At 32.0% G+C, this 25,452-nt stretch carries 22 protein-coding genes, 2 tRNA genes, 1 pseudogene and 1 other annotated feature; of the genes and pseudogenes, 4 read left to right on the top strand and 21 right to left on the bottom strand.

The window, feature by feature from the left end; genetic code table 11:
- Nucleotides 1-84 precede the first annotated feature (84 nt).
- The 7 genes from spoVT to C4R78_RS05095 all read right to left on the bottom strand — a co-directional run bounded on the left by spoVT (nt 85) and on the right by C4R78_RS05095 (nt 9,464).
- Nucleotides 85-642, bottom strand: coding sequence for a stage V sporulation protein T (gene spoVT / locus C4R78_RS05125; RefSeq protein ID WP_103896023.1), 558 nt, complete (start codon nt 640-642; stop codon nt 85-87).
- 338 nt (nt 643-980) lie between these two features.
- On the bottom strand, nt 981-1,976 hold the full coding sequence (locus tag C4R78_RS05120; protein WP_103896022.1) for a peptidylprolyl isomerase: 996 nt from the start codon (nt 1,974-1,976) through the stop codon (nt 981-983).
- Nucleotides 1,977-2,022: 46 nt separating this feature from the next.
- Entirely contained in the window at nt 2,023-5,520 is a 3,498-nt protein-coding gene (gene mfd / locus C4R78_RS05115) for a transcription-repair coupling factor (RefSeq protein WP_103896021.1), read from the bottom strand.
- 17 nt (nt 5,521-5,537) lie between these two features.
- Nucleotides 5,538-6,110, bottom strand: a complete 573-nt coding sequence (pth, locus tag C4R78_RS05110; protein ID WP_103896020.1) for an aminoacyl-tRNA hydrolase — start codon at nt 6,108-6,110, stop codon at nt 5,538-5,540.
- A 78-nt stretch (nt 6,111-6,188) separates the two neighbouring features.
- Nucleotides 6,189-7,313: a S1C family serine protease gene (locus C4R78_RS05105; protein ID WP_103896019.1), complete on the bottom strand. Its 1,125-nt coding sequence runs from the start codon at nt 7,311-7,313 to the stop codon at nt 6,189-6,191.
- A 74-nt stretch (nt 7,314-7,387) separates the two neighbouring features.
- On the bottom strand, nt 7,388-8,788 hold the full coding sequence (locus tag C4R78_RS05100; protein ID WP_103896018.1) for a HAMP domain-containing sensor histidine kinase: 1,401 nt from the start codon (nt 8,786-8,788) through the stop codon (nt 7,388-7,390).
- Between the two features lies 1 nt (nt 8,789).
- Nucleotides 8,790-9,464, bottom strand: coding sequence for a response regulator transcription factor (locus C4R78_RS05095; protein WP_103896017.1), 675 nt, complete (start codon nt 9,462-9,464; stop codon nt 8,790-8,792).
- Nucleotides 9,465-9,658: 194 nt separating this feature from the next.
- Here C4R78_RS05095 and gdhA point away from each other — a divergent pair, with 194 nt between their 5' ends.
- Complete coding sequence (gene gdhA / locus C4R78_RS05090) at nt 9,659-11,005, top strand: NADP-specific glutamate dehydrogenase (protein WP_103896016.1); 1,347 nt, start codon at nt 9,659-9,661, stop codon at nt 11,003-11,005.
- 36 nt (nt 11,006-11,041) lie between these two features.
- On the opposite strand, the gene C4R78_RS05085 is transcribed toward gdhA, so the two are convergent.
- The 4 genes from C4R78_RS05085 to purR all read right to left on the bottom strand — a co-directional run bounded on the left by C4R78_RS05085 (nt 11,042) and on the right by purR (nt 14,688).
- Nucleotides 11,042-11,995, bottom strand: coding sequence for a ribose-phosphate diphosphokinase (locus tag C4R78_RS05085; RefSeq protein ID WP_103896015.1), 954 nt, complete (start codon nt 11,993-11,995; stop codon nt 11,042-11,044).
- Nucleotides 11,996-12,012: 17 nt separating this feature from the next.
- Entirely contained in the window at nt 12,013-13,383 is a 1,371-nt protein-coding gene (gene glmU / locus C4R78_RS05080) for a bifunctional UDP-N-acetylglucosamine diphosphorylase/glucosamine-1-phosphate N-acetyltransferase GlmU (RefSeq protein ID WP_103896014.1), read from the bottom strand.
- A 107-nt stretch (nt 13,384-13,490) separates the two neighbouring features.
- On the bottom strand, nt 13,491-13,769 hold the full coding sequence (spoVG, locus tag C4R78_RS05075) for a septation regulator SpoVG (RefSeq protein WP_103896013.1): 279 nt from the start codon (nt 13,767-13,769) through the stop codon (nt 13,491-13,493).
- A 109-nt stretch (nt 13,770-13,878) separates the two neighbouring features.
- Nucleotides 13,879-14,688: a pur operon repressor gene (gene purR / locus C4R78_RS05070; protein ID WP_103896012.1), complete on the bottom strand. Its 810-nt coding sequence runs from the start codon at nt 14,686-14,688 to the stop codon at nt 13,879-13,881.
- Between the two features lie 196 nt (nt 14,689-14,884).
- Between purR and murC the strand changes: the two genes are divergently transcribed.
- The gene (gene murC, locus C4R78_RS05065; RefSeq protein WP_103896011.1) at nt 14,885-16,255 is read left to right on the top strand and encodes a UDP-N-acetylmuramate--L-alanine ligase; all 1,371 of its coding nucleotides are present in this window, start codon (nt 14,885-14,887) and stop codon (nt 16,253-16,255) included.
- Between the two features lie 21 nt (nt 16,256-16,276).
- Here the strand turns inward: murC and C4R78_RS05060 are convergent, their stop codons facing one another.
- The 9 genes and pseudogenes from C4R78_RS05060 to C4R78_RS05020 form a co-directional block, all read right to left on the bottom strand.
- Complete coding sequence (locus tag C4R78_RS05060; RefSeq protein WP_103896010.1) at nt 16,277-17,344, bottom strand: SDR family NAD(P)-dependent oxidoreductase; 1,068 nt, start codon at nt 17,342-17,344, stop codon at nt 16,277-16,279.
- 131 nt (nt 17,345-17,475) lie between these two features.
- Nucleotides 17,476-18,867 (bottom strand): asparagine--tRNA ligase, encoded by a 1,392-nt coding sequence (gene asnS, locus C4R78_RS05055; RefSeq protein WP_103896009.1) that lies wholly within the window; start codon nt 18,865-18,867, stop codon nt 17,476-17,478.
- Nucleotides 18,868-18,905: 38 nt separating this feature from the next.
- Nucleotides 18,906-19,125: a binding site (T-box leader), on the bottom strand.
- Nucleotides 19,126-19,196: 71 nt separating this feature from the next.
- Entirely contained in the window at nt 19,197-19,952 is a 756-nt protein-coding gene (locus C4R78_RS05050) for a glucose 1-dehydrogenase (RefSeq protein ID WP_103896008.1), read from the bottom strand.
- An 80-nt stretch (nt 19,953-20,032) separates the two neighbouring features.
- A tRNA-Pro gene (locus C4R78_RS05045) sits at nt 20,033-20,108 on the bottom strand.
- Nucleotides 20,109-20,163: 55 nt separating this feature from the next.
- A tRNA-Pro gene (locus C4R78_RS05040) sits at nt 20,164-20,239 on the bottom strand.
- A 77-nt stretch (nt 20,240-20,316) separates the two neighbouring features.
- Complete coding sequence (locus C4R78_RS05035; RefSeq protein WP_103896007.1) at nt 20,317-20,949, bottom strand: flavodoxin family protein; 633 nt, start codon at nt 20,947-20,949, stop codon at nt 20,317-20,319.
- A 74-nt stretch (nt 20,950-21,023) separates the two neighbouring features.
- On the bottom strand, nt 21,024-22,175 hold the full coding sequence (gene tnpB / locus C4R78_RS05030; protein ID WP_242971198.1) for an IS200/IS605 family element RNA-guided endonuclease TnpB: 1,152 nt from the start codon (nt 22,173-22,175) through the stop codon (nt 21,024-21,026).
- An 11-nt stretch (nt 22,176-22,186) separates the two neighbouring features.
- Nucleotides 22,187-22,291, bottom strand: a pseudogene (locus C4R78_RS05025) (transposase); the annotation flags it as partial.
- Between the two features lie 175 nt (nt 22,292-22,466).
- On the bottom strand, nt 22,467-22,793 hold the full coding sequence (locus C4R78_RS05020) for a hypothetical protein (protein WP_103896006.1): 327 nt from the start codon (nt 22,791-22,793) through the stop codon (nt 22,467-22,469).
- A gap of 100 nt (nt 22,794-22,893) precedes the next feature.
- Here C4R78_RS05020 and C4R78_RS05015 point away from each other — a divergent pair, with 100 nt between their 5' ends.
- Nucleotides 22,894-23,250, top strand: a complete 357-nt coding sequence (locus C4R78_RS05015; RefSeq protein ID WP_103896005.1) for a PilZ domain-containing protein — start codon at nt 22,894-22,896, stop codon at nt 23,248-23,250.
- A 2-nt stretch (nt 23,251-23,252) separates the two neighbouring features.
- Complete coding sequence (locus C4R78_RS05010; protein ID WP_103896004.1) at nt 23,253-24,425, top strand: class I SAM-dependent rRNA methyltransferase; 1,173 nt, start codon at nt 23,253-23,255, stop codon at nt 24,423-24,425.
- Between the two features lie 11 nt (nt 24,426-24,436).
- Here C4R78_RS05010 and C4R78_RS05005 read toward each other — a convergent pair whose 3' ends face one another.
- Complete coding sequence (locus tag C4R78_RS05005; RefSeq protein WP_103896003.1) at nt 24,437-25,450, bottom strand: LacI family DNA-binding transcriptional regulator; 1,014 nt, start codon at nt 25,448-25,450, stop codon at nt 24,437-24,439.
- Nucleotides 25,451-25,452 lie beyond the last annotated feature (2 nt).

The following is a 25,452-nucleotide window of genomic DNA, read 5'->3' as shown; positions in this document are numbered from 1 at the left end:
TGGTAAAATTAGACTACCAACCCATTTAAATTCGGCCACATAAAGCTAAGTTTATATGGCCGAAGAAATAGGAGGATGATATTTTTAAGATATCAATTGTTTGCTTAAAAAGGCCGCTGCAGTTTCGGCAAGCTTCTTTTCTAGCTCTCCCATAGTTACATTTGCTTCCTTTGACATTATAATAACTGCACCAATTGATTCCCCTTCTACTATTATTGGAGCTATTACTTGGGCTGTATAACTTGCTTCATCTTCTTCATCCTTTATAAGAGCAAAAGCTTTTCCTCCCTCTTTTTGATTAAAAACAGCTGTTTTTCTTTCTGCCAATACTTTTTCTATGTCCTCACTTATTCTTTTGTCTATATATTCCTTCTTATTAACTCCAGCAACAGCAATAATTGAATCCTTATCACATATCAAAACTGGCTTATTTACCTGCCCCTGTAATGCTTCTGCATATCCTTTTGCAAATTCACTAAGTTCACCTATTGGAGAATATTTTTTAAGTATTATTCCACCTTCTCTATCTGTAAATATTTCAAGAGGATCACCTTCTCTAATCCTTAAAGTTCTTCTTATTTCCTTTGGTATTACAACTCTTCCTAAATCATCAATTCTTCTTACAATTCCTGTAGCCTTCATTTTATCCCTCCTTAGTGTTATCTTCTATTATTTATAATTTCCTCAAATTCTCAAAAAATATACCAAAAAATTATCAAAAAAAAAGTTTCAGGAAATCCTGAAACTATTTAATAACTTCAAATGACAAACCGAGCAATTAAATTGAAAAGTGGAAGGTCTTGACTTATACATACAGTATGTGCAAGAATTTGGCATATATCTTTGACTGCTTCTTAAAATCTTTCTTGAATTGTTTTCAATAACATATTTCATATAAATCACCTCATAGTAATTTTATGCATTTATTTTTATAATTATACAAATAAATCCCAAAAAAATCAAGGGAAATTTTCCCTTGATCATAATCTATCTGTATACTTTTTTATATTTGATTCTTCCTTCCATTTTTGGAAGGTCTCATTGAGTTTGCTGGTTTTCTTTTGTTCCAATACGATTTCCCTTATTTGGTTTTTTACCTCTTTAAATGGTTTTAATTTGTATTCTTCCTTTTTATTAACTCTAATTATATGATACCCAAATTGCGTTTTAATTATTGGGCTTATTTTACCAACTGGAAGGGCAATAGCATTAGTTAAAAAGGTTTTATCATATCTATCATCATTATAATATATATCTCCAAGATTTCCTCCTTTATCCTTTGAACCTGGATCAATGCTGTATTTTTTAGCTAAATCCTCAAATTTAGCACCCTTTTTTAATTCCTCAAGAACTTTTTTTGCCTCATCTTCAGTTTGAACCAATATATGAGATACATTCATCTTGTTAGGTTTCTCTGTATAATCATACATATGCTCATTATAGTACTTTAAAAGCTCATCATCGCTTACGCTAACATCTTTAACTATTTTATCATAGACCTTTTCAATTATTATTTTATTAGTCATGTATTTTTTATAGTCATCAACTGTTAATTTAAATGTTTCCAATGTCTTTTTAAATTTATCCTCTCCACCAGCTTGACTTACAGCTTGTTTATACATTTTATCCAAGTTTTCATTTATATCTTTTTCATCAGGCTGTATATTAAATTCCTTGGCTTTTTGAAGTATTATTCTTTCATTAATCATTTCATCTAAAGTATCTTCCTTTAAATTTTTTATAAGCTCTTCATTTTCCTTTTTCTGAGCAAAATCCTGCCCATACATCATTTCATATTGAGCTAGCCTAGCTTCAAACAACTTTTGGAACTCACCTTTTGTTATTTTTTCACCATTTACTTTAGCTACAACGGTTTTCTTTTCTCCCTCTTCAGTTTTTGAAATTAACTCACAACCTGAAAATATATTTAAAAGAAACATAAAAGATAATACAAGGGATAACTTTTTAAACCTCACATCTATCCTCTCCTTTATCAAACTCTCAAAATATTATAAAACATTTCTAAATATATTGCAAATTTTTAAAATCTTGTAAAATATCCATTAAAGTATCTAAAACTTCACTATTTTTCTGTATTTTAATCTTTAATATGGGCTCCTTTGTGCTGGGAAAACTTACTATATTATTGTATTTCTTATTTATCTGTCTAATTACTTCTACATTTAAACAACTAGCATCCTTAAAATGTAAAAACACATCCTTATCAATTTGTTTTACACTAAATATTTTTAAGCCTTTAGATAAACTTTTAATATAAGAAACTTTTATTAAATTATCTACAACCTTTGGAATATCTCCAAACCTATCTATAAGCTCATCTATAATGTCCATTCTATCCTCATGACTATCTATTGATGCTATCTTTTTGTATATCTCTATCTTTATAACTTCATCTTCAATATAATTGCTTGGAATGTATGCACTTACTTGAAGTTCTATTTGTGTTTCAAATTCTTCTTCTTTCTCTTCTCCTTTTAATTCTTTTATAGCCTCATCTAAAAGCTTACAATACATATCATATCCAACCGCAGCTAAATGGCCATGCTGCTTTGTTCCAAATAAACTTCCTGCTCCACGTATTTCAAGATCTCTCATTGCAATTTTAAAACCAGAACCAAATTCAGTAAACTCCTTTATAGCCTTTAGCCTTTTTTCCGCTGCTTCAGTTAGCACCTTATCCTTTCTATAGGTAAAATAAGCATAGGCTATCCTATTAGACCTTCCTACTCTTCCTCTTAATTGATAAAGTTGTGAAAGTCCCATTTTATCCGCATCATAAACAATAAGGGTATTTACATTAGGCATATCAATTCCCGTTTCTATTATTGTAGTACAAAGCAAAATATCAGCTTCTCCGTTTATAAAACTTATTATGGCATCTTCTAACTCTTCTTCCTTCATCTGTCCATGAGCTATTATAATTCTTGCTTCAGGAACAAGCTTTAATATTTCCCTTTGCATATCTAAAATAGTTTCTACTCTGTTATAAACAAAAAACACCTGTCCACCTCTTGATAGCTCCCTTAATATAGCCTCCCTTACTATAACCTCATTATATTCTAAAACATATGTCTGAACAGGATATCTATCTTCCGGAGGCGTTTCTATTATGCTCATATCCCTTACCCCAATCAACGACATATGCAAAGTCCTTGGAATTGGTGTTGCAGTTAAAGTTAAAACATCTACATTCCTTTTCATAAGTTTTATTTTTTCTTTATGACTTACTCCAAATCTCTGTTCCTCATCTATTATTAACAAGCCCAAATCTTTAAATTTTACCCCTTTACTTAAAAGTTTATGGGTTCCTATTATTATATCTATGTTTCCTGCAGCAAGCTCCTTTAAAGTCTTTTTCTGTTCACCGCTGCTTTTAAATCTGCTTAGCATGTCTATGTTTACTGGAAAACCCTTAAATCTTTGAATAAAAGTGTTAAAATGCTGCTCAGCCAAGATTGTAGTTGGAACTAAAACAGCTACTTGTTTTCCATCCATAACCGCTTTAAAAGCTGCCCTCATGGCAACTTCTGTTTTACCATATCCAACATCACCACACAAAAGCCTATCCATAGGCTTTGGACTTTCCATATCTCTTTTTATCTCTTCTATTGCCTTTAATTGATCTTCTGTTTCTTGATAAGGAAATTCATCTTCAAATTGCTTTTGCCATGGAGTATCAGGTGAAAAAGCATATCCTTTTATTCTGCTTCTTTCTGCGTAAAGCTCTATAAGCTCTTTAGCTACTTCCTTTAAAGATTCTTTTACTTTGTTTTTAGTTTTTATCCAGTCTGAACTTCCAAGCTTGTTTACCTTTGGAGGCTTTTCATCTGCTCCAATATATTTTTGAACAACATCAAGCTGTTCAACAGGAACATACAAGGTATCATTTCCATGATATTGTATAACTAAATAATCTCTTTTTATTCCTTCTATAACAAGCTCGCTTATTCCCTTAAATATTCCTATACCATGTATTTCATGAACAACATAATCTCCAACTTTTAAATCCGTAAACACATCTATTTTCTTTGTTTTTTTATCTTTAATCTTTTTTCTTTGTTTTTTAGAAGAATGCATCTCTCCATCGGATACTATAAAAAGTTTTATATCTGGGAAATCCATACCTTTTGCTAAAGTCCCCGTCGTAATCGTTATAAATCCTTCTTTAATTTCATCTAAATTTTCCTTATATATGGCATTAAATCCTTCTTCCTTAAGGGAATTTTTAAACCTTAATGCCTTTGCTTCATTTTGGCTAAAAATAATTATCTTATAGCCATTGTTTAACTTTAATTTAAACTCCTCCATCAACATTTGAATATTATTAGAATATGATGGTAAAGATATGCAATTAAAATTTATTATAGACTTAGGTTTAAAATTTTCAACTACCCTTGGCAACATATTTAAAGAGATAATGGGAAAAAGCTTTAACTTAGATATTATAACTTCCGGTTGTAAAAAGTAATTTCCCTGTTTTGGAAGTACATTACCGTTCTCAAGCATAGTTTTAAACATCTCTTGAAAATCTTCATAAGCTGCAAAAATCCTTTGTGATATTCTTAAAGATTCATCTAAAATTATTACAGGATCTATAAAATAGTCTAAAATATTATTTTGTAAATCATAAAAGTAAGGTAAAAAGCTATCCATTCCTTCAAAGTATCTAAAATTAACTAATTTTTCTAGAAGCTCTTTAAATTTATGTTCCAAAACCTTAGCCTCGTCTTTTTTCTTTTTTGAAAAGCTTTTTAATTTACCTTCAAAATCTTTTTTTATATCTTCATAAGCTTTTTTAACAATAATATCATTAAGCAAAATCTCCCTTGCTGGATATAAGGTGACTTTTTCAATTCTTTTTATGCTCCTTTGACTTAAAGGATCAAAACTTCGTATTGTATCAATTTCATCTCCAAAAAACTCTATTCTAATAGGCTGCTCTAAGTTTATGGGAAATACGTCAATTATACCCCCTCTTTGAGCAAACTGCCCCTTTCCTTCAACAACTTCTGTCCTTTCATATCCAAGTTCATAAAGCTTAGATAAAAATTCTAAAGATTCTAATTCCATTCCTTCTTTAATTTCAAATTGATTGTTTTTCAAAATATCAGAAGGAGGCATAATAGGTAAAATAGATTCAATAGTAGATACAACTATTAATTTTTCTCCACTTAAAATCTTTTTTAAAATTTTAATTCTTTCTGATTTTACCTCAAAGGATTCAACATCTATATTTAAAACCATTTCTTTATAAGGAAAATAATAACAATCGTCTGTAAACGTTTTTATATCATCATATAATTTTTTGGCTTCTATATCATTGTAAGATAATATAAAAATCTGCCTATTCAATTTCAAAAAAAGGCAAAAGGCAATAAGGGCCTTTTGGGAATCCGAAAGACCATGAACTTGGCAGGGTATTTTATTTTCAGCATTATTAAGTAAATCTCTGAACTCCTTATATTTTAAAATCTCCTCCAAAAGCCCATTATAGTTCAATCTTCCACCCCCTCTTATTATTTTAAACTTGCATCATAAGAATTATACTTATTCATAGCACTTTGAAGGGAATTGTTTATTATTTCCAATACCGCCTCTACTGCAATATCTACAACCTTTTTTATCAAAGCCTCTTCTTCTTGCGAAAATCTACCAAGAACATGAGATACCATATCCCCCTTTGGCTTTCCTATACCTATTCTAACCCTTGGAAACTTGTTATCCTTAAGATGATATATAATATTCTTCATTCCATTATGTCCTCCATCACTCCCACTACCTCTTATTCTGAGCCTCCCAACATTTATATCCACATCATCATATATAACTATTACGTTTTCAAGATTTACTTTATAAAAAGAAACTGCTTCGATTAAGCTTTCTCCACTTAAATTCATAAATGTAGTTGGTTTTAATAAAACAACCTTTTTCCCATTAACGCTAGCTTCACCAACAAGCCCCTTAAACTTTATCCTATTAACTTCAATGCCTAACTTTTCAGCCAATCTATCTATAACCTCAAAACCAACATTATGCCTTGTTTTTTCATACTCCCTTCCTGGATTTCCAAGACCAACTACTAAAAACATATTTCCACCCCTTTTATAAAATTTCATTTTAAATATTACCACAAATTCTTCAAAAAAAACATGGCTGCTTAATGCAGCCTATCTTATTTGTTCTGTAAGTTTTATTTTAACTTCAATATAACGCCCATCTCTCCAAATTTTAGCTTTTACAACATCTCCAACCCTATGCTTTTCTTTGGCCTCTTGCAAATCTTCAAATTTAGTAAGTTTTTTTCCATCAAACTCAACTATTATATCCCCTGGCCTTATTCCTGCAAGCTCTGCTCCACTTCCTCTTACAACCTCTTGAACTCCAACTCCTACTGGAACTCCATATTCTTCTGCTTGTTCTTTATCTATAAAGGTTCCTGCTATTCCTATATATGGTCTTGATACATATCCATGTTTTAAAAGCTCATCAACTATTTTTTTAACTTCATTTATAGGGATAGCAAATCCCATTCCTTCTGCCGATGCTATTTTTAAAGTGTTTATGCCTATTACTTCTCCCTTTTCATTGCATAAAGCTCCACCGCTATTTCCAGGGTTTATAGAAGCATCTGTTTGAATAACCTTATACCTTCTATCTTCAACCGTTATTTCTCTATTAAGAGCGCTTATAACTCCAACAGTTACGCTTCCTGCAAATTCTTCTCCTAAAGGATTTCCTATAGCAATAGCTAAATCCCCAACTCTAACCTTTGAAGAGTCACCAAACTTAGCAGTAGGAAGATTTGTAGCATCCACCTTCAAAACTGCAATATCCGTTTCATAATCAGCTCCAATAATCCTTGCAGGAAGTTTTTTGCCTCCTGATAAAGTGACGGTAACATCCGTTGCACCTTCTATAACATGATAATTTGTAACAATATATCCATTCTTATCAAAGATTATACCCGAGCCTGTTCCTTGCTTTTGCTTCCCCCAAAATATAGTATTTACATTATTACTAACTCCAACAACAGCTGGACCTACAAGCTCAACAACCTTATTTACTGAATTTTTAGGTATAGAAGATACATTCTGCTGCTCAGTTAAATTTGGTATATTAATGCCTGAACCTGCTTCATAGCTTTTCTTAACATAGTATCCACCTAAAATTCCACCTATAGAAGCTGAAAAAAACACTAAAAGTATAATTCCAATAAGCCTAAAAGCCTTTTTAGGCCTCTTTTCTTCAACAAATTTAATACCACTTCCCCAATTGTTTTCATGAAATTCCATATTCACACCTCCTTTTTATTATTCTACCCCTAAATTTTTAAAATTGTATGAATAAATTTGAAAAAGATTAAAAATTACACTATTTCAAGAGTAAACGTAAACTTTGTTCCCTTTTCTCCAGACTCAACCCAAATGGTTTGATTGTGTTTATTTATTATCTGTCTTACTATAGATAAACCAAGCCCTGTTCCTCCACCTTTTGTTCTTGATTTATCTCCTTTGTGAAATCTATCCCAAATATATTTAATATCTTCCTTAGGAATTGGTGGACCATCATTAAATATGCTAACAAGAAGCCTATCTTCCTTTATTTCTGTTTTAATTTCAATGTTTCCACCTTGATTAACAAACTTTATAGCATTATCTATTATATTTGTTAAAACTTGATCTATTCTATCCCTATCCCCTTTAACTAGCATTTTTTTATCCATTAAAACAACATTAACATTTATATTTTTCTTATTTATTTTATCTTCAAACTTTATAATCCTTTGCCTTATAAGCTCATTTATATCAAAAACACCCATATTTAAAGAAAATTCTCCTGACTCTAAACTTGCAAGATCTAAAAGGTCATTTATAAGCCTTATAAGCCTTTTTATTTCATCATGAACTATGGAAAGATACTTTACCCACTTATCTTGAGGTATTGTTCCATCCAGCATTCCAGATATAAATCCGTTTATGGAAGTCATTGGAGATCGCAACTCATGGGATACATTTGCTATAAAGTTTCTTCTCATGTTCTCCAAGTTTTGTAAAGTATCTGCCATGTAATTAAATGAAACCGCAAGCTTTCCTATCTCATCTTCAGAATTAATTTCAACCCTTTTTTCAAACTCTCCTTTAGAAATAGCCTTAGCTGTTTCATTTATCTTGCTTAAAGGAATTATCAATATTTTTTCAGAAATGTAGTAAATTATAAATATAGAAATAATTGTAGCAAAAGTCGCTGAAAGCCATATGACAATATATACCTTCTTTAAAGCAACTTTTATCTCATCAAGGGGAGCATGCAAAAACACAACGCTTAAAACATTGTCATTTACATAAACAGGAACTCCAACTGTAAGCATAGGCCTTGAAAATAAACCTTTAAAACTATCCCTTTTAACTATTACTTTGCCATTTATAACCTCTTGAAACTCTAAATAATTAAGCTGTTTATCATCATTTATTTTATCACCGGCATAGGAATATATATATCCATATTTATCCACAACCCAAATCCTTGCACCAAGGAGTTTACTTAACATAGTAATTTCATTGTTAAGCTTTTCTTTATTTATTTTTTTATTAATATAATCTGATACAATCTCATTTAATATAACCCCTTGCTTTATTAAAGTATTTGCTTTTTCATTCACAGAGTAATTATAAAACCACTGGGATAAAAAAATAGCAACCAATCCAAAGGAAATGGCTAAAATTACAAAATAAGTTGAAATAAGCTTAGTAAAAAGGCTTTTTCTCACATCACTTCACCTCAAACTTGTATCCTACTCCCCAAACAGTTTTAATCTGCCATTCATCATGTTCAGGAAGCTTTTCTCTAATTCTTTTTATATGAACATCCACCGTTCTTGAATCCCCAGGATAATCATATCCCCAAACTTCGTATAAAAGTTGATCCCTTGTAAAAACCTTATTAGGATTTGATGCAAGAAAATATAAAAGTTCAAATTCCTTTGGAGGCATTTCTAACTCTTTACCTTGATAAATAACAATATATGAATCAGCATCTATTATCAAATCTTTATATTCTAATGATTTTTTCTGAAGCTGAGGCTTATATCTTCTTAAAACTGCCCTAATTCTTGCAATAAGCTCCTTAGGTTCAAAAGGCTTTACTAAATAATCATCTGCCCCAAGTTCTAATCCTAAAACCTTATCAAAGGTTTCTCCTTTTGCTGTTAACATAATAACAGGAATTTGAGATGATTTTCTAATCTCCTTTAACGTCTCATATCCATCAAGCCCAGGCATCATTACATCCAAAACTATAAGATCAAGTTGTTTTTCTTTAAAGATTTTTAAGGCATCTATTCCTGTATTTGCTTTATAAACCTTATACCCTTCCTTTTCAAGATAGATTTCTATAAGATCACAAATGTTAACATCATCATCCACTACCAATATCCTGTATTCCATAATCTCAACCTCCTTAAAATATTTTCTCATTATTTTGTTGTTATTACAATATAAGAATTTTTAATAAACTTTTAATTCCTTTTTGGATATATTTTCAAACATTTTAAATTTTTATGTTAAAAATTATTTAAAATTTTCTTACAATATGTTATCATATTTTTGTAAATAATTTTTCTAAACAGGAGGTATATTTTATGAATGCAAAGGAACATGTAAAACAAGTTTTTGAACAAGTTATTAAAAGAAATCCTAATGAACCTGAATTCCATCAGGCTGTTAAAGAAGTTTTAGATTCTTTAGTTCCTGTTCTTGAAAGAAGACCTGAATACATAGAAGCAGGAATAGTTGAAAGAATCGTAGAACCTGAAAGACAAATAATATTTAGAGTTCCATGGGTAGATGATAACGGAAAGGTACATGTAAACAGAGGGTTTAGAGTTCAATTCAATAGCGCTATAGGACCATACAAGGGAGGACTTAGATTCCATCCATCTGTTAACTTAGGTATAATAAAATTCTTAGGATTTGAACAAATCTTTAAAAACTCATTAACAGGCCTTCCAATTGGAGGAGGCAAAGGCGGTTCTGACTTTGACCCTAAAGGAAAATCCGATGCTGAGATAATGAGATTCTGCCAAAGCTTCATGACAGAACTTTACAGACACATAGGTCCAGACATAGACGTTCCAGCTGGAGATATAGGAGTTGGAGCAAGAGAAATAGGATATCTTTATGGAATGTATAAAAAGATAACAGGGGCATATGAAGCCGGCGTATTAACTGGAAAAGGATTAACCTATGGCGGTAGCCTTGTAAGAAAAGAAGCAACTGGTTATGGACTTGTTTACTTTGTTGAAGAAATGTTAAACGCTAAAGGATTATCCTTTAAAGATAAAGTTGTAGTAATTTCAGGTTCTGGTAATGTTGCTATATATGCAGCTGAAAAAGCAATGCAACTTGGCGCTAAAGTTGTTGCAATGAGTGATTCAAATGGATATGTATATGATAAAGATGGAATTAAGCTTGATACAATAAAGCAAATAAAAGAAGTAGAAAGAAAGAGAATTTCAGAATATGTAAAATATCATCCAAACGCAGAATATCATGAAGGCTGCAAAAACATATGGAACATAAAGTGTGATATCGCTCTACCATGCGCAACTCAAAATGAAATAGATGCAGAAGCTGCAAATACTCTTGTTAAAAATGGAGTTATAGCAGTTGGTGAAGGTGCTAACATGCCATCAACATTAGAAGCTACTGAAATATTCTTAAACAACAAAGTTCTATTTGCTCCAGCAAAAGCTGCTAACGCAGGTGGAGTTGCAACTTCAGCCCTTGAAATGTCACAAAACAGCCTAAGAATGTCATGGACTTTTGAAGAAGTTGATCAAAAACTCCACAACATAATGGTTAACATCTATAAGAATGCAAGCAAAATAGCTGAAGAATATGGATATAAAGACAACCTTGTTGTTGGTGCTAATATAGCAGGCTTTATAAAAGTTGCAGATGCAATGCTTGCACAAGGAATAGTATAATAATATAATAAAAGGCTGCCATATGGCAGCCTTTTATTATTCAAATATTCTGCTTACAGAAAGGTCTTCGTATATTCTTCTTATAGCCTCTGCAAATATAGGCGCAACAGAAAGGACTTTAATCTTATCAAGTTGCTTTTCTGGCGGAAGAGGTATAGTATTTAATACAACAAGTTCCTTTATAGCTGATTTTTCTATTCTTTCCACTGCAGGTCCTGATAAAACAGCATGAGTACAGCATGCAAAAACTTCTTTTGCACCCATATCCTTTAAAGTATTTGCAGCATTTGTTATAGTTCCTGCAGTATCTATCATATCATCAACTAATATAACATATTTATCCTTAACATCTCCTATAACATTCATTATCTCAGAAACATTTGCCTTAGGTCTTCTCTTATCTATTATTGCAATTGGAGCATGTAGCCTATCTGCAAATTTTCTAGCCCTTGTTACACTTCCAAGGTCAGGAGATACAACTACAACTTCATCTTCATTAAAGTTCTTTTCTTTATAATACTTTGCAAGTATTGGAACCCCTAAAAGATGGTCAACTGGAATGTTAAAATATCCTTGTATTTGAGGTGCATGTAAATCCATAGTTAATACTCTATCAGCTCCAGCAGCTGTTAAGATATCTGCTACAAGCTTTGCTGTAATTGGATCCCTTGCTTTTGCTTTTCTGTCTTGTCTTGCATATCCGTAATATGGTATAACAGCTGTAATTCTTCCTGCTGATGCCCTTTTAAATGCATCAATCATTATAAGAAGTTCCATTAAATTGTCATTAACAGGTGCACAAGTTGATTGAACTACAAATACATCTGAACCTCTTACAGTTTCATTAATATCAACAGAAATCTCTCCATCGCTGAACCTTCCAACAACAGCATTCCCCATAGGAACACCTAAGATGTCAGCAATTTCCTTTGCAAGTTCTGGATGAGAATTCCCTGTAAATATTTTTATGTTTTTGCCATTCTTAAACATATTTAACTCCTCCTAAATTATTTTTTCCAAATTCCTTTTTTCTCAACCCATCCTTCTTTATTAACTTGCCTTTCTCTTGCAATTGCCAAAGCTCCATCTGGAACATCTTCTGTTATAGTAGAACCTGCTGCAATATAAGCATTTTCTCCCACCGTTAAAGGTGCAACAAGGTTTGTATTACAACCTATGAAAGCATTATCTTTAACTACTGTTTTATGCTTTTTAGAACCATCATAATTTACAACAACAGTTCCACATCCAAAATTGCATCCTTTACCTACCTCTGCATCTCCTATATAGGTAAGATGGGAAACTTTTGTTCCATCGCCTATTACAGATTTTTTTATTTCAACAAAGTCCCCTATTTTAACATCTTTACCTATAACGCTTTCAGGTCTTACATAAGCAAATGGACCAACGGTTGCTCCTTGCATTACTTTGCTATCCAAAACAACAGAATTTTGGATAGTTACAAAATCCTCCACCTCTACATTAACAAGCCTTGTATTAGGCCCAATTATACAATTTTCCCCTATTTTTGTGTTTCCTTCTAAAATAGTTCCGGGGTATATTATAGTATCCCTTCCTATTTTAACATCCACGTCTACATAAGTATTATTAGGATCAATAAAAGTTACTCCATCCTCCATCAACTTGCTTATTATTCTGTTTCTCATTATAACGCTAGCTTGATAAAGCTGGGACCTTGAATTTACTCCTGTAAATTCTTCAAAGTCAGTTACATATGCTCCAACCTTTTTTCCATCATTTTTTAATATTTCTATAACATCAGTAAGATAATATTCTCCCTGTGCATTGTTATTATTCAAACGCTTTAATGCGTTCAAAAGATCTTCAATATCAAAGCAATATGCCCCAGAATTAACCTCTTTAATTTGTTTTTCAAGTTCATTAGCATCCTTATCTTCCACTATTCTTTCAAGGTTACCTTCAGAATCTCTAACAATTCTACCATAACCTTTAGGATTTTCTACAACGCCTGTGATAACCGTTGCACTATAACCCTTCTTAATATGATATTGGAAAACTTCTGATATGGTCTTTGAAGTAACAAGCGGCGTATCTCCTGCAAGAATTATTACTGTTCCTCTTTTACCCTTTAAAAATTCTTCTGCACACATAACTGCATGACCTGTTCCAAGTTGCTTATCCTGATATGAAAACTTAAACTTATCTCCTAAATATCCTTTTACTTTGTCTGCACCATGGCCTACCACAATAGTATAATCATCTACAACAGAATGGAGGGCATTAATTACATGTTCTACCATTGCCTTGCCACAAACTTTATGTAAAACTTTGGGAAGATTTGACTTCATCCTTTTTCCTTCGCCAGCGGCCAAAATTATGCCATAACAATTATTCATATTATGCACCTCTATTCGATATTTTTCTACCTTTTATATTATATTGTACTGTAAATATTATTTCAATTAATTTAACAAAAAATAAAAAGGAAGTTTAAACTTCCTTTTTATTCTGAACTTTCTAGTTTTGTATTTTTTACCTTTTCATACTCTGCAAGTATTGCCGCCTGTATTTTCTCCCTTGTTTGTGAATTTATTGGATGAGCAATGTCCTTAAACTCTCCCTCTGGAGTTTTTCTTGATGGCATTGCTATAAATAATCCATTTTGCCCCTCTATAACCTTGATGTCATGAACCACAAACTCGTTATCAAAAGTAACTGAAACAATGGCCTTCATTTTACCTTCGTCTAAAATTTTTCTTACTCTAACGTCTGTAATTTGCATTAAAATCCACCACCTTCCATGTTGCTTAATTAATATATTCTTCATTTTTTATCAAAATCCTTCTAAAATTTATGAAAATTTCGAAAAATTTTTGATCCTTTAGGAAACCCTAAAGGATTCTAGGATATATGTTAATTATTTGATTTTCCTCATCAACTTTTTCCAAACTTAGCAATGATACATAATCTTGAACCAATTTTCTTTCTGTTTTAACCTCAATTAAAACTCCTATCCCAACAACCTTAGATTCAAATTCCTCCATAAGCTTTATTATTCCGCTTGCTGTTCCTCCACCCCTCATAAAATCATCTATAAAAATTACATTACTTCCCCTTTTAACAGCCCTTTTTGAAAGGCACATGGTTTGAATTTTTTTTGTAGAACCTGAAACATAATTTATACTAACAGTTGGCCCTTCTGTTACTTTATTTTCCCTTCTTACAATAACAAGAGGAACATTAAGATATCTTGCCGTCATCATAGCAATTGGAATTCCCTTTGTTTCAACTGTTAAAACATAATCTATATCTTTATCTTTAAAATAACTTGCAAAAATAATTCCTAATTTATTAGTAATATCTGGCGAAAATATCAAATCATTTGTATACAAAAAACCTCCTGGCATTATCCTATCAGGATTTTTTAAGCTTTCACAAAGCTCTAATAAAAATCTTTCCTTTTCTTCTTCTTTAATTCCAGCAACAAACTTTACTCCTCCAGTTGGACCTGCAACAGTTTCAACGCTTCCCACTCCTATATCTTCAACTACTTTTTTTAAAATCGTAACATCTTCGCTTAAGGTAGAGCGGGCCATATTAAAATTTTCTTGAAAATAACTTAAACTTATCACTTTATTAGGATTATCAGAAAGTATTTTAAGTATAGCAGCTACTCTTTCTTTCCTGTTTAGTCTTTCCATATTTCCCACATCCTATTCACTTAAATATTTTTATCATATTTTTAAAAATTTATGCATATGATTTATTGGCATTCAAATATCTAAATTTAATTGTAAAAAAAACATTTTTTCATTTCAATGTTTTTAAATATTTTTCAATTGATATACTAAAACTTAAGTTGTAAAATATTATTAAAAAATGCTTGGGAGTGGTTAGATGTTCGACCTTGATAAAGATTTTAACAAAAAAGTTCACTTTATTGGAATTGGCGGAATTAGCATGAGTGCCCTTGCAGAAATACTTTTAAAATATGGTTATAAAGTTTCAGGATCTGATAAAACAAGATCCCATATAACAGATAAACTAGAAAAATTAGGAGCAAAAATATTTATTGGCCATGATGTTAAAAATATACAGGATGCAGATATTATTGTATATACTGCAGCTATAAAAGACGATAATCCTGAACTTATTGAAGCAAGAAATAAAAATTTATTAATTTTTGATAGAGCAGAATTTTTAGGACAAATAATGAAAAGATATAAAAAAGGAATAGCAGTTGCAGGAACTCATGGTAAAACTACAACTACTTCTTTAATATCTTTAATGCTTTTAAATGCAAAGGTAGACCCTACCCTTTTAATAGGGGGAGAAGTAGATACAATTGGCGGAAACGTAAGGGTTGGGAAAAGCCCCTATTTTGTAACAGAAGCCTGTGAGTACAAAGAAAGCTTTTTAAAATTTTATCCTTACATAGGAGTAATTTTAAATATAGATGAAGATCATTTAGATTACTATAAAGACATAAATCATATAAAAGAAGCCTTTCTAAAATTTGCAAAATTAATTCCAAAGAACGGACTTATAATAGGCTACGCTGAAGATCCTAATGTAATTGAAATAATGGAAAAACTTAACTGCAATAAATTAACCTATGGAATAAACAAAGGAGATTTTAAAGCTAAAAATATAAGTTATGATGAAAGGGGTTGTGCATCCTTTACAGTAACATTTAATGATAAATATTACTCAGACTTTAAAATATCAATTCCTGGAGAGCATAACATACTGAACGCTTTAGCTACAATAGCCTGCGGACACTTTTTAGGAATTGATGTTGAAACAATAAAAGACAGCCTTTATGAATTTAAAGGAACCCACAGAAGATTCGAAAAAAAGGGAGAAAAAAACGGAGTTATTGTAATTGACGACTATGCACATCATCCCGCTGAAATTAAAGCAACCATTAAAGCTGTAAAAAATTATCCTCACAAAAGAATATTCTGTGTATTTCAACCCCATACCTACACAAGAACATACGCTTTATTTGATGAATTCTCTAAAGCTTTCTATGGTGTAGATAAACTTATACTAACAGATATTTATGCTGCAAGGGAAAAAGATACAGGGCTTGTTAATTCAAAAATGCTTTCCGACGCAATTTCAAAAAATGGAGTAGATTGCATATATATTAAGAAATTTGAGGACATATTAGATTACCTTAACAAAGAAGCTAAAGAAGGAGATATTGTAATAACGATGGGAGCAGGAGATGTATATAAAATAGGTGAAATGTTTTTAAAATAATCCCCCTTTTAGGGGGATTTTTTAAAAACAATATGCAAGTTTTTTTATTCTTTCTATATCCTCCTTGGTTACAGGCTTTTCAAAACTTCTAAATCCAGCAAGTTTAAATCCATGCTTTTTGGCAATAGCATCTATTTCCTTTACCTTTTCAATACTTAAATCCCTTCCTAATGAGTAATTTTCAATCCTTCCCTCTAAAGCCAAAAGCATTGTTTCAGCCATACAAGCATACGCCATTTTAGGAGGAAAACCAAAATTAAAATTAAAATTAACATCACCTGGAACTTCTACAACTCCTCCTTCTATTATTAAAACATCTTGTCTTTTTTTAGCAACATCCTTTGATACATCCCTTGGTCTTGCAACATCACAAACTATAGCACCTTTTTTTAAATATTCCGCTTCAATTATAGCATCCTTTGAACTAGATACAGTAACAACAACATCTGCATCCTTCAAAGCCTCTTTAATATCGGAAGTTATATATACTTGTCTTTTATACTTATTCTCTAATTTATCTTTAAACTCCTTTAATCTTTCCATATTTCTTGCAACTAACACCATATTTTTAGCATCTTCAATCAACAACTCTGCACATACTTTCCCAATTGAACCTGTAGCACCAACTACAACAACATTGCATTCATCTAAGTACTTATCCATAATATCAACTGCCTTTTTAACTGCCTCAACAGCTGTTGCAACAGTCAAGCTATTTCCTGAGGTTACTGCAATATTTACATTTTTTGCAATAGTAATCCCTGCATCCCCAACAACAGAAGTCATTGCACCAAGTCCAACTATATCTACACCTAAGTTCTCAGCCATTTTAGCTGCCTTTATTATTTTTTTCATAACAAAATCCTCAGGTAAAGATAACATTTGATTTGTAGTAAGGGGAACTGCTATAAAATATCCTTCTGTTTCTGAAAATTCACTTTTAACACCTGTAATCTTTGAAATCTTAATGGGTGGTAAAAACTTTATAATTCTTTCTACTCCTTGCTCAGAAACTCCCCTTAAAAACTTAAATTTTCTGCTTACATCAGTATATTCAATAGGATGAATAATAAACGCAAACCTTTTCACCCCAACCCCTCCTATTTGCACATTTTGTGCACATGTTTAATTTTATTTTACACCTTTTTTCCATTATATTCAAGTTCGCATGAAATAAAAGCACTTTTTAGATGTAAACATCTAAAAAGTGCTTTTATTAACTAAAATTCTGCATTTCTTGGTGTTCTTGGGAATGGTATTACATCCCTTATGTTGCTCATGCCTGTTAAATACATTATCATTCTTTCAAAGCCAAGTCCAAAACCAGAATGTTTTGTTCCACCATATTTTCTAAGCTCTAAATACCACCAGTAATCCTCTTCCTTCATTCCAAGTTCTCTTATTCTATTTAATAAAACATCATATCTTTCTTCTCTTTGACTTCCTCCTATTATCTCACCAACACCAGGAACTAAAAGGTCTGCAGCAGCAACCGTCTTTCCATCATCATTAAGTCTCATATAAAAGGCCTTTATGTCCTTTGGATAATTTGTAACAAATACAGGCTTTTTAAATATTTTTTCTGTTATATATCTTTCATGTTCTGTTTGAAGATCGCATCCCCACTCAACAGGAAATTGGAAATTTTCTCCTGATTTCTTTAAAAGTTCTATAGCTTCCGTATAGGTTATTCTTTCAAACTTTGAATTTACAACATTGTTTAGTCTATCAAGCAACGTATTATCTATAAAATTATTGAAAAATTCCATCTCTTCTGGACAGTTTTCCATAACATAAGTTATTATATATTTTATCATTTCTTCAGCAAGATCCATATAATCGTTAAGATCTGCAAAAGCAATCTCTGGTTCTATCATCCAAAACTCTGAAGCATGTCTTGGAGTATTTGAATTTTCTGCCCTAAAAGTTGGCCCAAAGGTATAAACCTTCTTAAAAGCAAGGGCATAAACCTCTGCCTCAAGTTGTCCGCTTACTGTAAGATTAGTTTCTCTTCCAAAAAAGTCCTGTGAAAAATCAACTGTGCCATCTTCTTTTCTTGGAAGATTGTTAAGGTCAAGGGTTGTTACCCTAAACATTTGACCGGCGCCTTCGCAGTCGCTTCCTGTAATTATTGGAGTATGAACATATACAAATCCTCTTTCTTGGAAGAACTTATGGATAGCATAAGCAGCAACTGATCTTACTCTAAATACTGCTGAAAATGTGTTGCTTCTTGGTCTTAAATGAGCTATTGTTCTTAAATACTCAAAAGTATGTCTCTTCTTTTGAAGTGGATAATCCGAATGGGAATACCCCTCAATTATTATCTTATCAGCATGAACTTCAAAAGGTTGTTTTGCTGTTGGGGTCTCAATCAATTTACCTTCAACAGTTATTGATGAGCTTATAGGAAGCTTTTCTATCTCTTTAAAATTATCAAGTTTTTCATCAAAAACTACTTGCAAGTTTTTTAAGAAGGTTCCATCATTCAACTCAATAAAACCAAAACTTTTAGAACTTCTTATGGTTCTTACCCAACCACTAACCCTTATGTTTTGGTTTAAATACTTATTTGTTTCTCTATAAAGCTGTTTAACTTCAACAGTAACCATAGTATCCCTCCTTTATATAATTAAAAGCCTTTCATCCCTAATGGGACGAAAGGCTTTCCCTTCCGCGGTGCCACCCAAGTTGCCAAAAAGGCCCCTTTTACCTGGATATAACGCTCCAGACACGTCTTAGCCTACTCTCTTTAGATTTCGGTAAGAAACTCCGGGATGTTCTTCAATATGGGCTTCGTATCGGTCTCCCACCAGCACCGACTCGCTGTAACTACGTCCCATATCTACTCTTCCCATCATAGTTTTTTAATATTTGTTTAATTTATAATTATAATATTTATACTCAATGTTGTCAAACATAACATTTACGAAAAAACTTTCTAAATATAAATCATCTTCCTTGTCATACCTCCATCAACTATAAAATTTGCACCTGTTATGAAGGAATTTTGTGGATCTATTAAAAATAAAACTAACGATGCTATATCATCTTCGTTACCAACTCTTCCTGCTGGATGTTGCTTGTGGTCCATTTCCGTTAAATTTGCTATACATCTTTGCCTTTGTTTCTTAAGGTGACTAACTTCAATCCATCCTGGACTTATGCAATTTACCCTGACATCAGGACCAAGGCTTATGGCAAGAGCATGGGTTAGGGCAAATACTCCCCCCTTTGATGCTGAATAAGCCTCAGTGTTAGGTTCCGACATGAAGGCCCTTGTTGAGGCTATGTTAATTATAGAGCCTTTTCTTTCTTTTATGTAGGATGAACAATATTTTGAACATAAAAATGCACCCGTCAAGTTCACTCCAATTACCCTATTCCACTCATCAAGGCTAAGTTCTGTTATAGGCTTATTTATTGAAATTGCAGCATTGTTTATTAAAACATCAATTCCACCAAAAAGTCTTACCGTTTCTTCAACAAGTTTTTTAACGTCATCCTCTTTAGATACATCGCAGTGAATAAATTTTATGTTGCCTAATGCCCTTAATTCTTCCTCAGTTTCTTCTCCTGCCTCTTTATCTATTTCAGCAATTATGATGTTATAATCTTCTTTTAATAATCTTTTAGCTATACCTTTTCCAATTCCTTGACCTCCACCCGTTATAATTGCCACTCTTTTATAATTCATATTACCACCCCACACTTTTTATCCATTGCTAATTCAAAGTAAAAAAATAGACCCGTAGACTACAAAGCCACAGGCCTACTTGGTCGGGGCGACAGGACTCGAACCTGCGACCCTATGGTCCCGAACCATATGCGCTACCAGCTGCGCTACGCCCCGGAAAATTTTTCCTTTTATAGTTATAAAATAAGGTTTAGCCTTATGGCTAAACCTATGGTCGGGGTGACAGGATTTGAACCTGCGACCTCATGGTCCCAAACCACGCGCGCTCCCATCTGCGCCACACCCCGCTGTTTACGTAGTTAATTATAAAACATTTTTTTTATTTTTTCAAGTATTTTTTTGTGGAATTTTTGCCCATTTAGTTTCAACGAATAAAATTAGTGAAAATCTTTTTCTCCTTTTCAGGCTCAAGGACTACACCTTCTCCATTCTTTTTTAATTTCAAAAGCCATGCCATGTTTTTGCCAAGGACCCTCATTATTTGAACTCCCTCTTCATCTTGATAAACTTCTCCTGGCTTTGCACCATGAATTACATTCCAATAGTTTGTCGTTGGAATGAGCATTTCTGAATAAAGAAGATAATTATTAAGCTGTTGAAAGGCTGTAACCCCACCTGAACGTCTTACAACAACTATTGAAGCTCCTACTTTATGCCTAAAAAGCCCTCCATTTGCTGATGCAACATAAAAGGCTCTATCTAAAAAGGCTTTCATGGTTGCTGCAATACCTGAATAGTGAACTGGTGAACCTAAAATTATCCCATCAGCATTTTTTATCCTTTGGATCCATTCATTTACCTCATCATCCACTATACATCTTTCATTTTTATTTTTGTAGCACATCCCACAGGCCATACAGCCTCTTATAATTTTATCTCCAACATGGACTATTTCAACTTCTATTCCATCCTTTTCAAGTTCACCTGCTACAATTTTTATAGCATTATATGTATTTCCTTCCTTTCTCGGACTCCCATTAAAGGCAATAACCTTCATACACCTTTCCCCTTTCTTTTAAAATTATTTGAACCTCCCACGACTAAAGTCGCGGGATTCCTGCTTCATCGACCTTATACCCTACTATCTCCACAGGCGTTAATTCGGGTAGTCCCTACCCTACTGTTTTTACTTATGCTATGCCTACCTTCTTTTAATATATTTTTGCTTGCATTTACATCCCTATCGTGGACTGTCCTACATATTGGACATTCCCACTCCCTTATGTTTAGTTTTTTTACTTCTTCATTTTTATAACCACATACACTACATATTTGACTCGATGGATAAAACATATCTACTTTTACTATTGTTCTTCCATACCATAATGCCTTGTATTCTAACATATTCACAAATTTTGACCATGCTACATCTGATATGGACTTGGATAGTTTGTTATTTCTTAACATATTCTTAACCTTTAAGTCCTCTAAAATTATAACTTGGTTTTCGTTTATAATTTTAGAGGACAGCTTTTGCAAAAAATCTTCCCTTTGGTTTTTTATCTTTTCATGTATTTTGGCTATTTTCTTAGCTTGTTTCTTAAAGTTGTTACTACCTACTTGTTTTTTAGAGAGCTTTCTCTGTTCCTTAATAAGTCTTTTTTCTAACTTTGTAAGATGTTTAGGATTGGATATTTTGTTACCTTCACTATCTATAAGAAAATACTTTACTCCTAAATCTATACCTATTACTTTGCTAGTTTTAGGCTTTTCTATAGTTTTTTCTATCCTGCAACAAATTGAAACAAAATATTTCCCTGTTGGAGTTCTACTTATAGTTGCGTTTAGTATTTTACCTTCTACTTCCCTTGATTTTACAAACTTTACCCAGCCTAATTTGGGTAGTTTGATTTTGTTTCCTTTAATTTCAATGTTGTTATTTGTAAATGTTGTTCTATAGCTTTGATATTTACATTTCTTTGACTTAAACTTTGGATAATTTGCTCTGCCTTCAAAAAAATTCTTAAATGCTTTGTCTAAGTCCTTGAGCGAATTTTGAAGTGCAAACTTATCTACTTCTTTTAACCATGTATTAGTTTGTTTAAGTTTAGTTAAGTCAGCAGAACAATCTTTATAATTAAATGTTATCCCTTTAGTTTTATATATTTCTTCTCGTTTTGCAAGATAATAGTTATATACAAACCTAACACAACCAAAGGTTTTATTTATAAGCTCTATTTGCTGTTTATTAGGATAAAGCCTAAATTTAAAAGCTTTTTCCATATTTACACCTACTTTTCTATTTTGTCTGTTATAATTTTATGTCTATATTTAACGCACCAAACTATGTGATATTGTACAGAATATACATAACCTCTACCATGATAAACATTAGCCATATTTTCACCTCATAATTATTATAACATATGTTGTTACTAAAGCGTCCTTACTCATGACTAAAGTCACGAGTGTGCGGACGCTTTTTTAATCAAATAGACTAAATCAATACAATAAAATCATATTATAAAAACCCATGAAAGGATTAAACACATAAATCCTTCATGGGACTTAAACTTAAGACTTTTTTTCCTCCACACCACGCCTTGGAACACATGAAGCAATAAACCCTATAAGAACTGATTGAACTGCCGGGGCAATATAATTTAAGTATTTTTGATATCTTAAAGAGTAGACTATTAAGGCTGTTATTGAATTTATTATAACTGTAACTAAAAAAAGATAAATAACAAACTTTGAAAAAGAACTTATATATTTTTCCCAAATTTTATGCCTTTTTTCCCCTGAGATAAGCTTTGAAAACAAAAAGAAGGTTAAAAGAACAATTAATATATCTACCGCAAGCATGATAAAAAAAGTTTTTACTCCTAAATAGTTCCTCATAAAATCCCTCCATTCTATTTTTATTTTTTACATTTTTTTATATTTAATGTATATTGTTTGTAATGTATAATTAAAATATAGATAGGATTGGGGTGGTTCAATGATTGAAAGAAGAAAATTTGAAAGGGTAAAAATGGACTGTGAAATACTTTATCCCACTATAATTTACAATAATGAAAACAAAACCTTCTTTGATGAAAATATAAAACTTCATGTTTGCGATGTTTCAGAAACAGGCATATGTTTAAAGTCAAACTTTTTTATACCAAAGGACAGTTTTTTATCATTTTATTTTAGAATAGAAGACAACATTCCCTTTAAAGTCTTAGTTAAAATCATATGGACAAAATGTGAAAACGGAGAATATACCGCAGGTAGTGAGTTTATAGCCCTTAAATCAGAAGAGATGCTAATTTTAAGAAATTTTGTTGAAAAACACAAAAAAATGGAGGAGTGAACATGGCAAAAGTTTACCTAAAATACAAAAAAGGCTTAAGAGCAGAAATGGGGCATCCTTGGATATTTTCAGGAGAAATAGAAAAAATAGATGGAGATTTTGAAAACGGAGATATAGTTGAAATTTATAATTACAAAGGGAAATTCATAGGCAAAGGATATATAAACACAAAATCTCAAATAACCATAAGAATTCTTACAAGAAATAAGGATGAAGAAATAAATGAGGAATTTTTTAGAAAAAGAATACTCGATGCATGGAATTATAGAAGAAAAGTTATTGAAACAACTTGCTGTAGAGTAGTATTTGCAGAAGCTGATTTTCTTCCTGCTTTAATAGTTGATAAATATAGCGACTATCTTGTTATTCAAACCCTTGCTCTTGGAATAGATAAATGGAAAAATACCATAGTTAAAGTCTTAAAAGAGATATTTAATCCAAAGGGAATATACGAAAGAAATGATGTTCAGGTAAGGGAACTGGAGGGACTTCCTCAAATAAAAGGTTTTTTAACAGAACCCTTTGATACAACCATCATAACCGAAGAAAACGGAGTAAGATTTTATGTAGATATAGAAAATGGTCAAAAAACAGGGTATTTCTTAGATCAAAAAGAAAACAGAGCAGCTATTAAAGATATAGTAAAAGGTGCAGATGTTTTAGATTGTTTCTGCCATACAGGTTCCTTTTCTCTTCATGCTGCAAGATATGGAGCAAAGAGCGTTTTAGGGATAGATATATCAGAACATGCAGTAGAATTTGCAAGAAAGAATGCTAAATTAAATGGATTTGAAAACATATGTAAATTTGAAGTTCACAATGCCTTTGACGTTTTAAAACCATGGTCTAAGGAAGGTAAAAAATTTGATGTAGTAATATTAGACCCTCCTGCCTTTACAAAAAGCAAACAAACAGTGGAAAATGCAATAAAAGGATATAAAGAAATCAATCTAAGGGCTATGAAGCTTTTAAAACCTGGAGGATTTTTAGTTACAGCTTCATGCTCCCATCATATGACTCCTGAACTTTTCTATGAGGTTATCCTAGATGCTGCCCATGATGCTAAAAAAACAATAAGACAGGTTGAATATAGAACACAATCTAAGGACCATCCAATCCTTTGGAACTCAGGTGAAACTTTATATTTAAAATTCTTGATCCTACAAATAATATAAAGGCTGATTTTTCAGCCTTTTTTTATTACGCTTTCCCTTGATATTAATTTTGTCTCAACTATAACGGCTTGTTTTTTATCTTTTCCCCTTATTTCATCTATAACAATCCTTGCTGCTTCAAAACCTAATTTATAAGCATTTATATCAACGGAACTTAAAGGAGGAGTTGCATGTTCACAAAGGGGTATATTGTTAAAACTTAAAATAGATATATCATCAGGAACCCTATATCCTGCCTCCTTTATGGCTCTTATTGCTCCAAAAGCCATAAGGTCATCAGTAACAAGAACAGCCTCTGGGAGATTTTTGCTAGATAATAACATTTTCATGCAATCATATCCACCCTGCTGAACAAAATCACTGGAAGTTAGCAAAGTCTCATCAATATCTATGTTGTTTTCTAATAAAGCCCTTTTATAACCTTCAAATCTATCCAAAGATACAACTAAATTTAAAGATCCATTTATAAGCCCTATTCTCTTATGCCCCATATTTATTAAAAACTTTGTAGCCTCATAAGCAGCTTTTATATTATCATTATCAACATAGTTTATTTCTTCACCATTAAAGGGCCTTCCTATCATAGAAAAAGGTATGTCAAGCTTTATTATCTCGTTTAAAATAACATCATTTACCCTTGAATACATTAGTATAAGACCATCGACCCTTCCTCCATAAACTATAGATTTTAATGACTCCAGCTGTTCTTTTTCTGTATTGCCCGTAGTAAGAAGTATACAATATTCCTTTTCATGGGCATACTTTGTAATACCCCTTAAAGCCTCAGGAAAGAATGGATTTAAAAAAACCCTTTCTGCAGATTGAGGCATAACAATTCCTATAGTTTTTGTTGTCCTATTTACAAGACTTTGAGCTATAGCATTAGGATGATATCCAAGCTCCTCCATAGCCTTCCTTACCTTTTGCTTTGTCTTTTCACTAATCCTTGGACTATCCGCAATAACCCTTGAAACCGTTGACGGAGAAACTCCTGCTTTTTCTGCAACATCCTTTATAGTAACCATAA

This window comes from Caloramator fervidus, assembly GCF_900108045.1.
GTDB lineage: Bacteria > Bacillota > Clostridia > Clostridiales > Caloramatoraceae > Caloramator > Caloramator fervidus.
The sequence above is the reverse complement of the archived record's forward strand: the minus strand, read 5'-3'. Positions and strand labels throughout refer to the sequence as shown.

Bases quoted from the DNA above. Each gene is read 5' to 3' on its own strand.
- C4R78_RS05050 (WP_103896008.1), bottom strand. From the start codon at position 19,952: ATGAATTATAAAAGAGTGGCAATTATAACGGGTGGAGGTCAAGGAATT.
- pth (WP_103896020.1), bottom strand. From the start codon at position 6,110: ATGTTTTTAGTAGTTGGTCTTGGAAATCCAGGAAGGGAGTATGAAAAA.
- glmU (WP_103896014.1), bottom strand. From the start codon at position 13,383: ATGAATAATTGTTATGGCATAATTTTGGCCGCTGGCGAAGGAAAAAGG.
- C4R78_RS05010 (WP_103896004.1), top strand. From the start codon at position 23,253: ATGGCAAAAGTTTACCTAAAATACAAAAAAGGCTTAAGAGCAGAAATG.
- C4R78_RS05035 (WP_103896007.1), bottom strand. From the start codon at position 20,949: ATGAAGGTTATTGCCTTTAATGGGAGTCCGAGAAAGGAAGGAAATACA.
- C4R78_RS05105 (WP_103896019.1), bottom strand. From the start codon at position 7,313: ATGGAATTTCATGAAAACAATTGGGGAAGTGGTATTAAATTTGTTGAA.
- C4R78_RS05020 (WP_103896006.1), bottom strand. From the start codon at position 22,793: ATGAGGAACTATTTAGGAGTAAAAACTTTTTTTATCATGCTTGCGGTA.
- tnpB (WP_242971198.1), bottom strand. From the start codon at position 22,175: ATGGAAAAAGCTTTTAAATTTAGGCTTTATCCTAATAAACAGCAAATA.
- spoVG (WP_103896013.1), bottom strand. From the start codon at position 13,769: ATGCAAATTACAGACGTTAGAGTAAGAAAAATTTTAGACGAAGGTAAA.
- spoVT (WP_103896023.1), bottom strand. From the start codon at position 642: ATGAAGGCTACAGGAATTGTAAGAAGAATTGATGATTTAGGAAGAGTT.
- murC (WP_103896011.1), top strand. From the start codon at position 14,885: ATGTTCGACCTTGATAAAGATTTTAACAAAAAAGTTCACTTTATTGGA.
- C4R78_RS05005 (WP_103896003.1), bottom strand. From the start codon at position 25,450: ATGGTTACTATAAAGGATGTTGCAGAAAAAGCAGGAGTTTCTCCGTCA.
- asnS (WP_103896009.1), bottom strand. From the start codon at position 18,867: ATGGTTACTGTTGAAGTTAAACAGCTTTATAGAGAAACAAATAAGTAT.
- C4R78_RS05015 (WP_103896005.1), top strand. From the start codon at position 22,894: ATGATTGAAAGAAGAAAATTTGAAAGGGTAAAAATGGACTGTGAAATA.
- C4R78_RS05085 (WP_103896015.1), bottom strand. From the start codon at position 11,995: ATGTTTAAGAATGGCAAAAACATAAAAATATTTACAGGGAATTCTCAT.
- purR (WP_103896012.1), bottom strand. From the start codon at position 14,688: ATGGAAAGACTAAACAGGAAAGAAAGAGTAGCTGCTATACTTAAAATA.
- gdhA (WP_103896016.1), top strand. From the start codon at position 9,659: ATGAATGCAAAGGAACATGTAAAACAAGTTTTTGAACAAGTTATTAAA.
- C4R78_RS05095 (WP_103896017.1), bottom strand. From the start codon at position 9,464: ATGGAATACAGGATATTGGTAGTGGATGATGATGTTAACATTTGTGAT.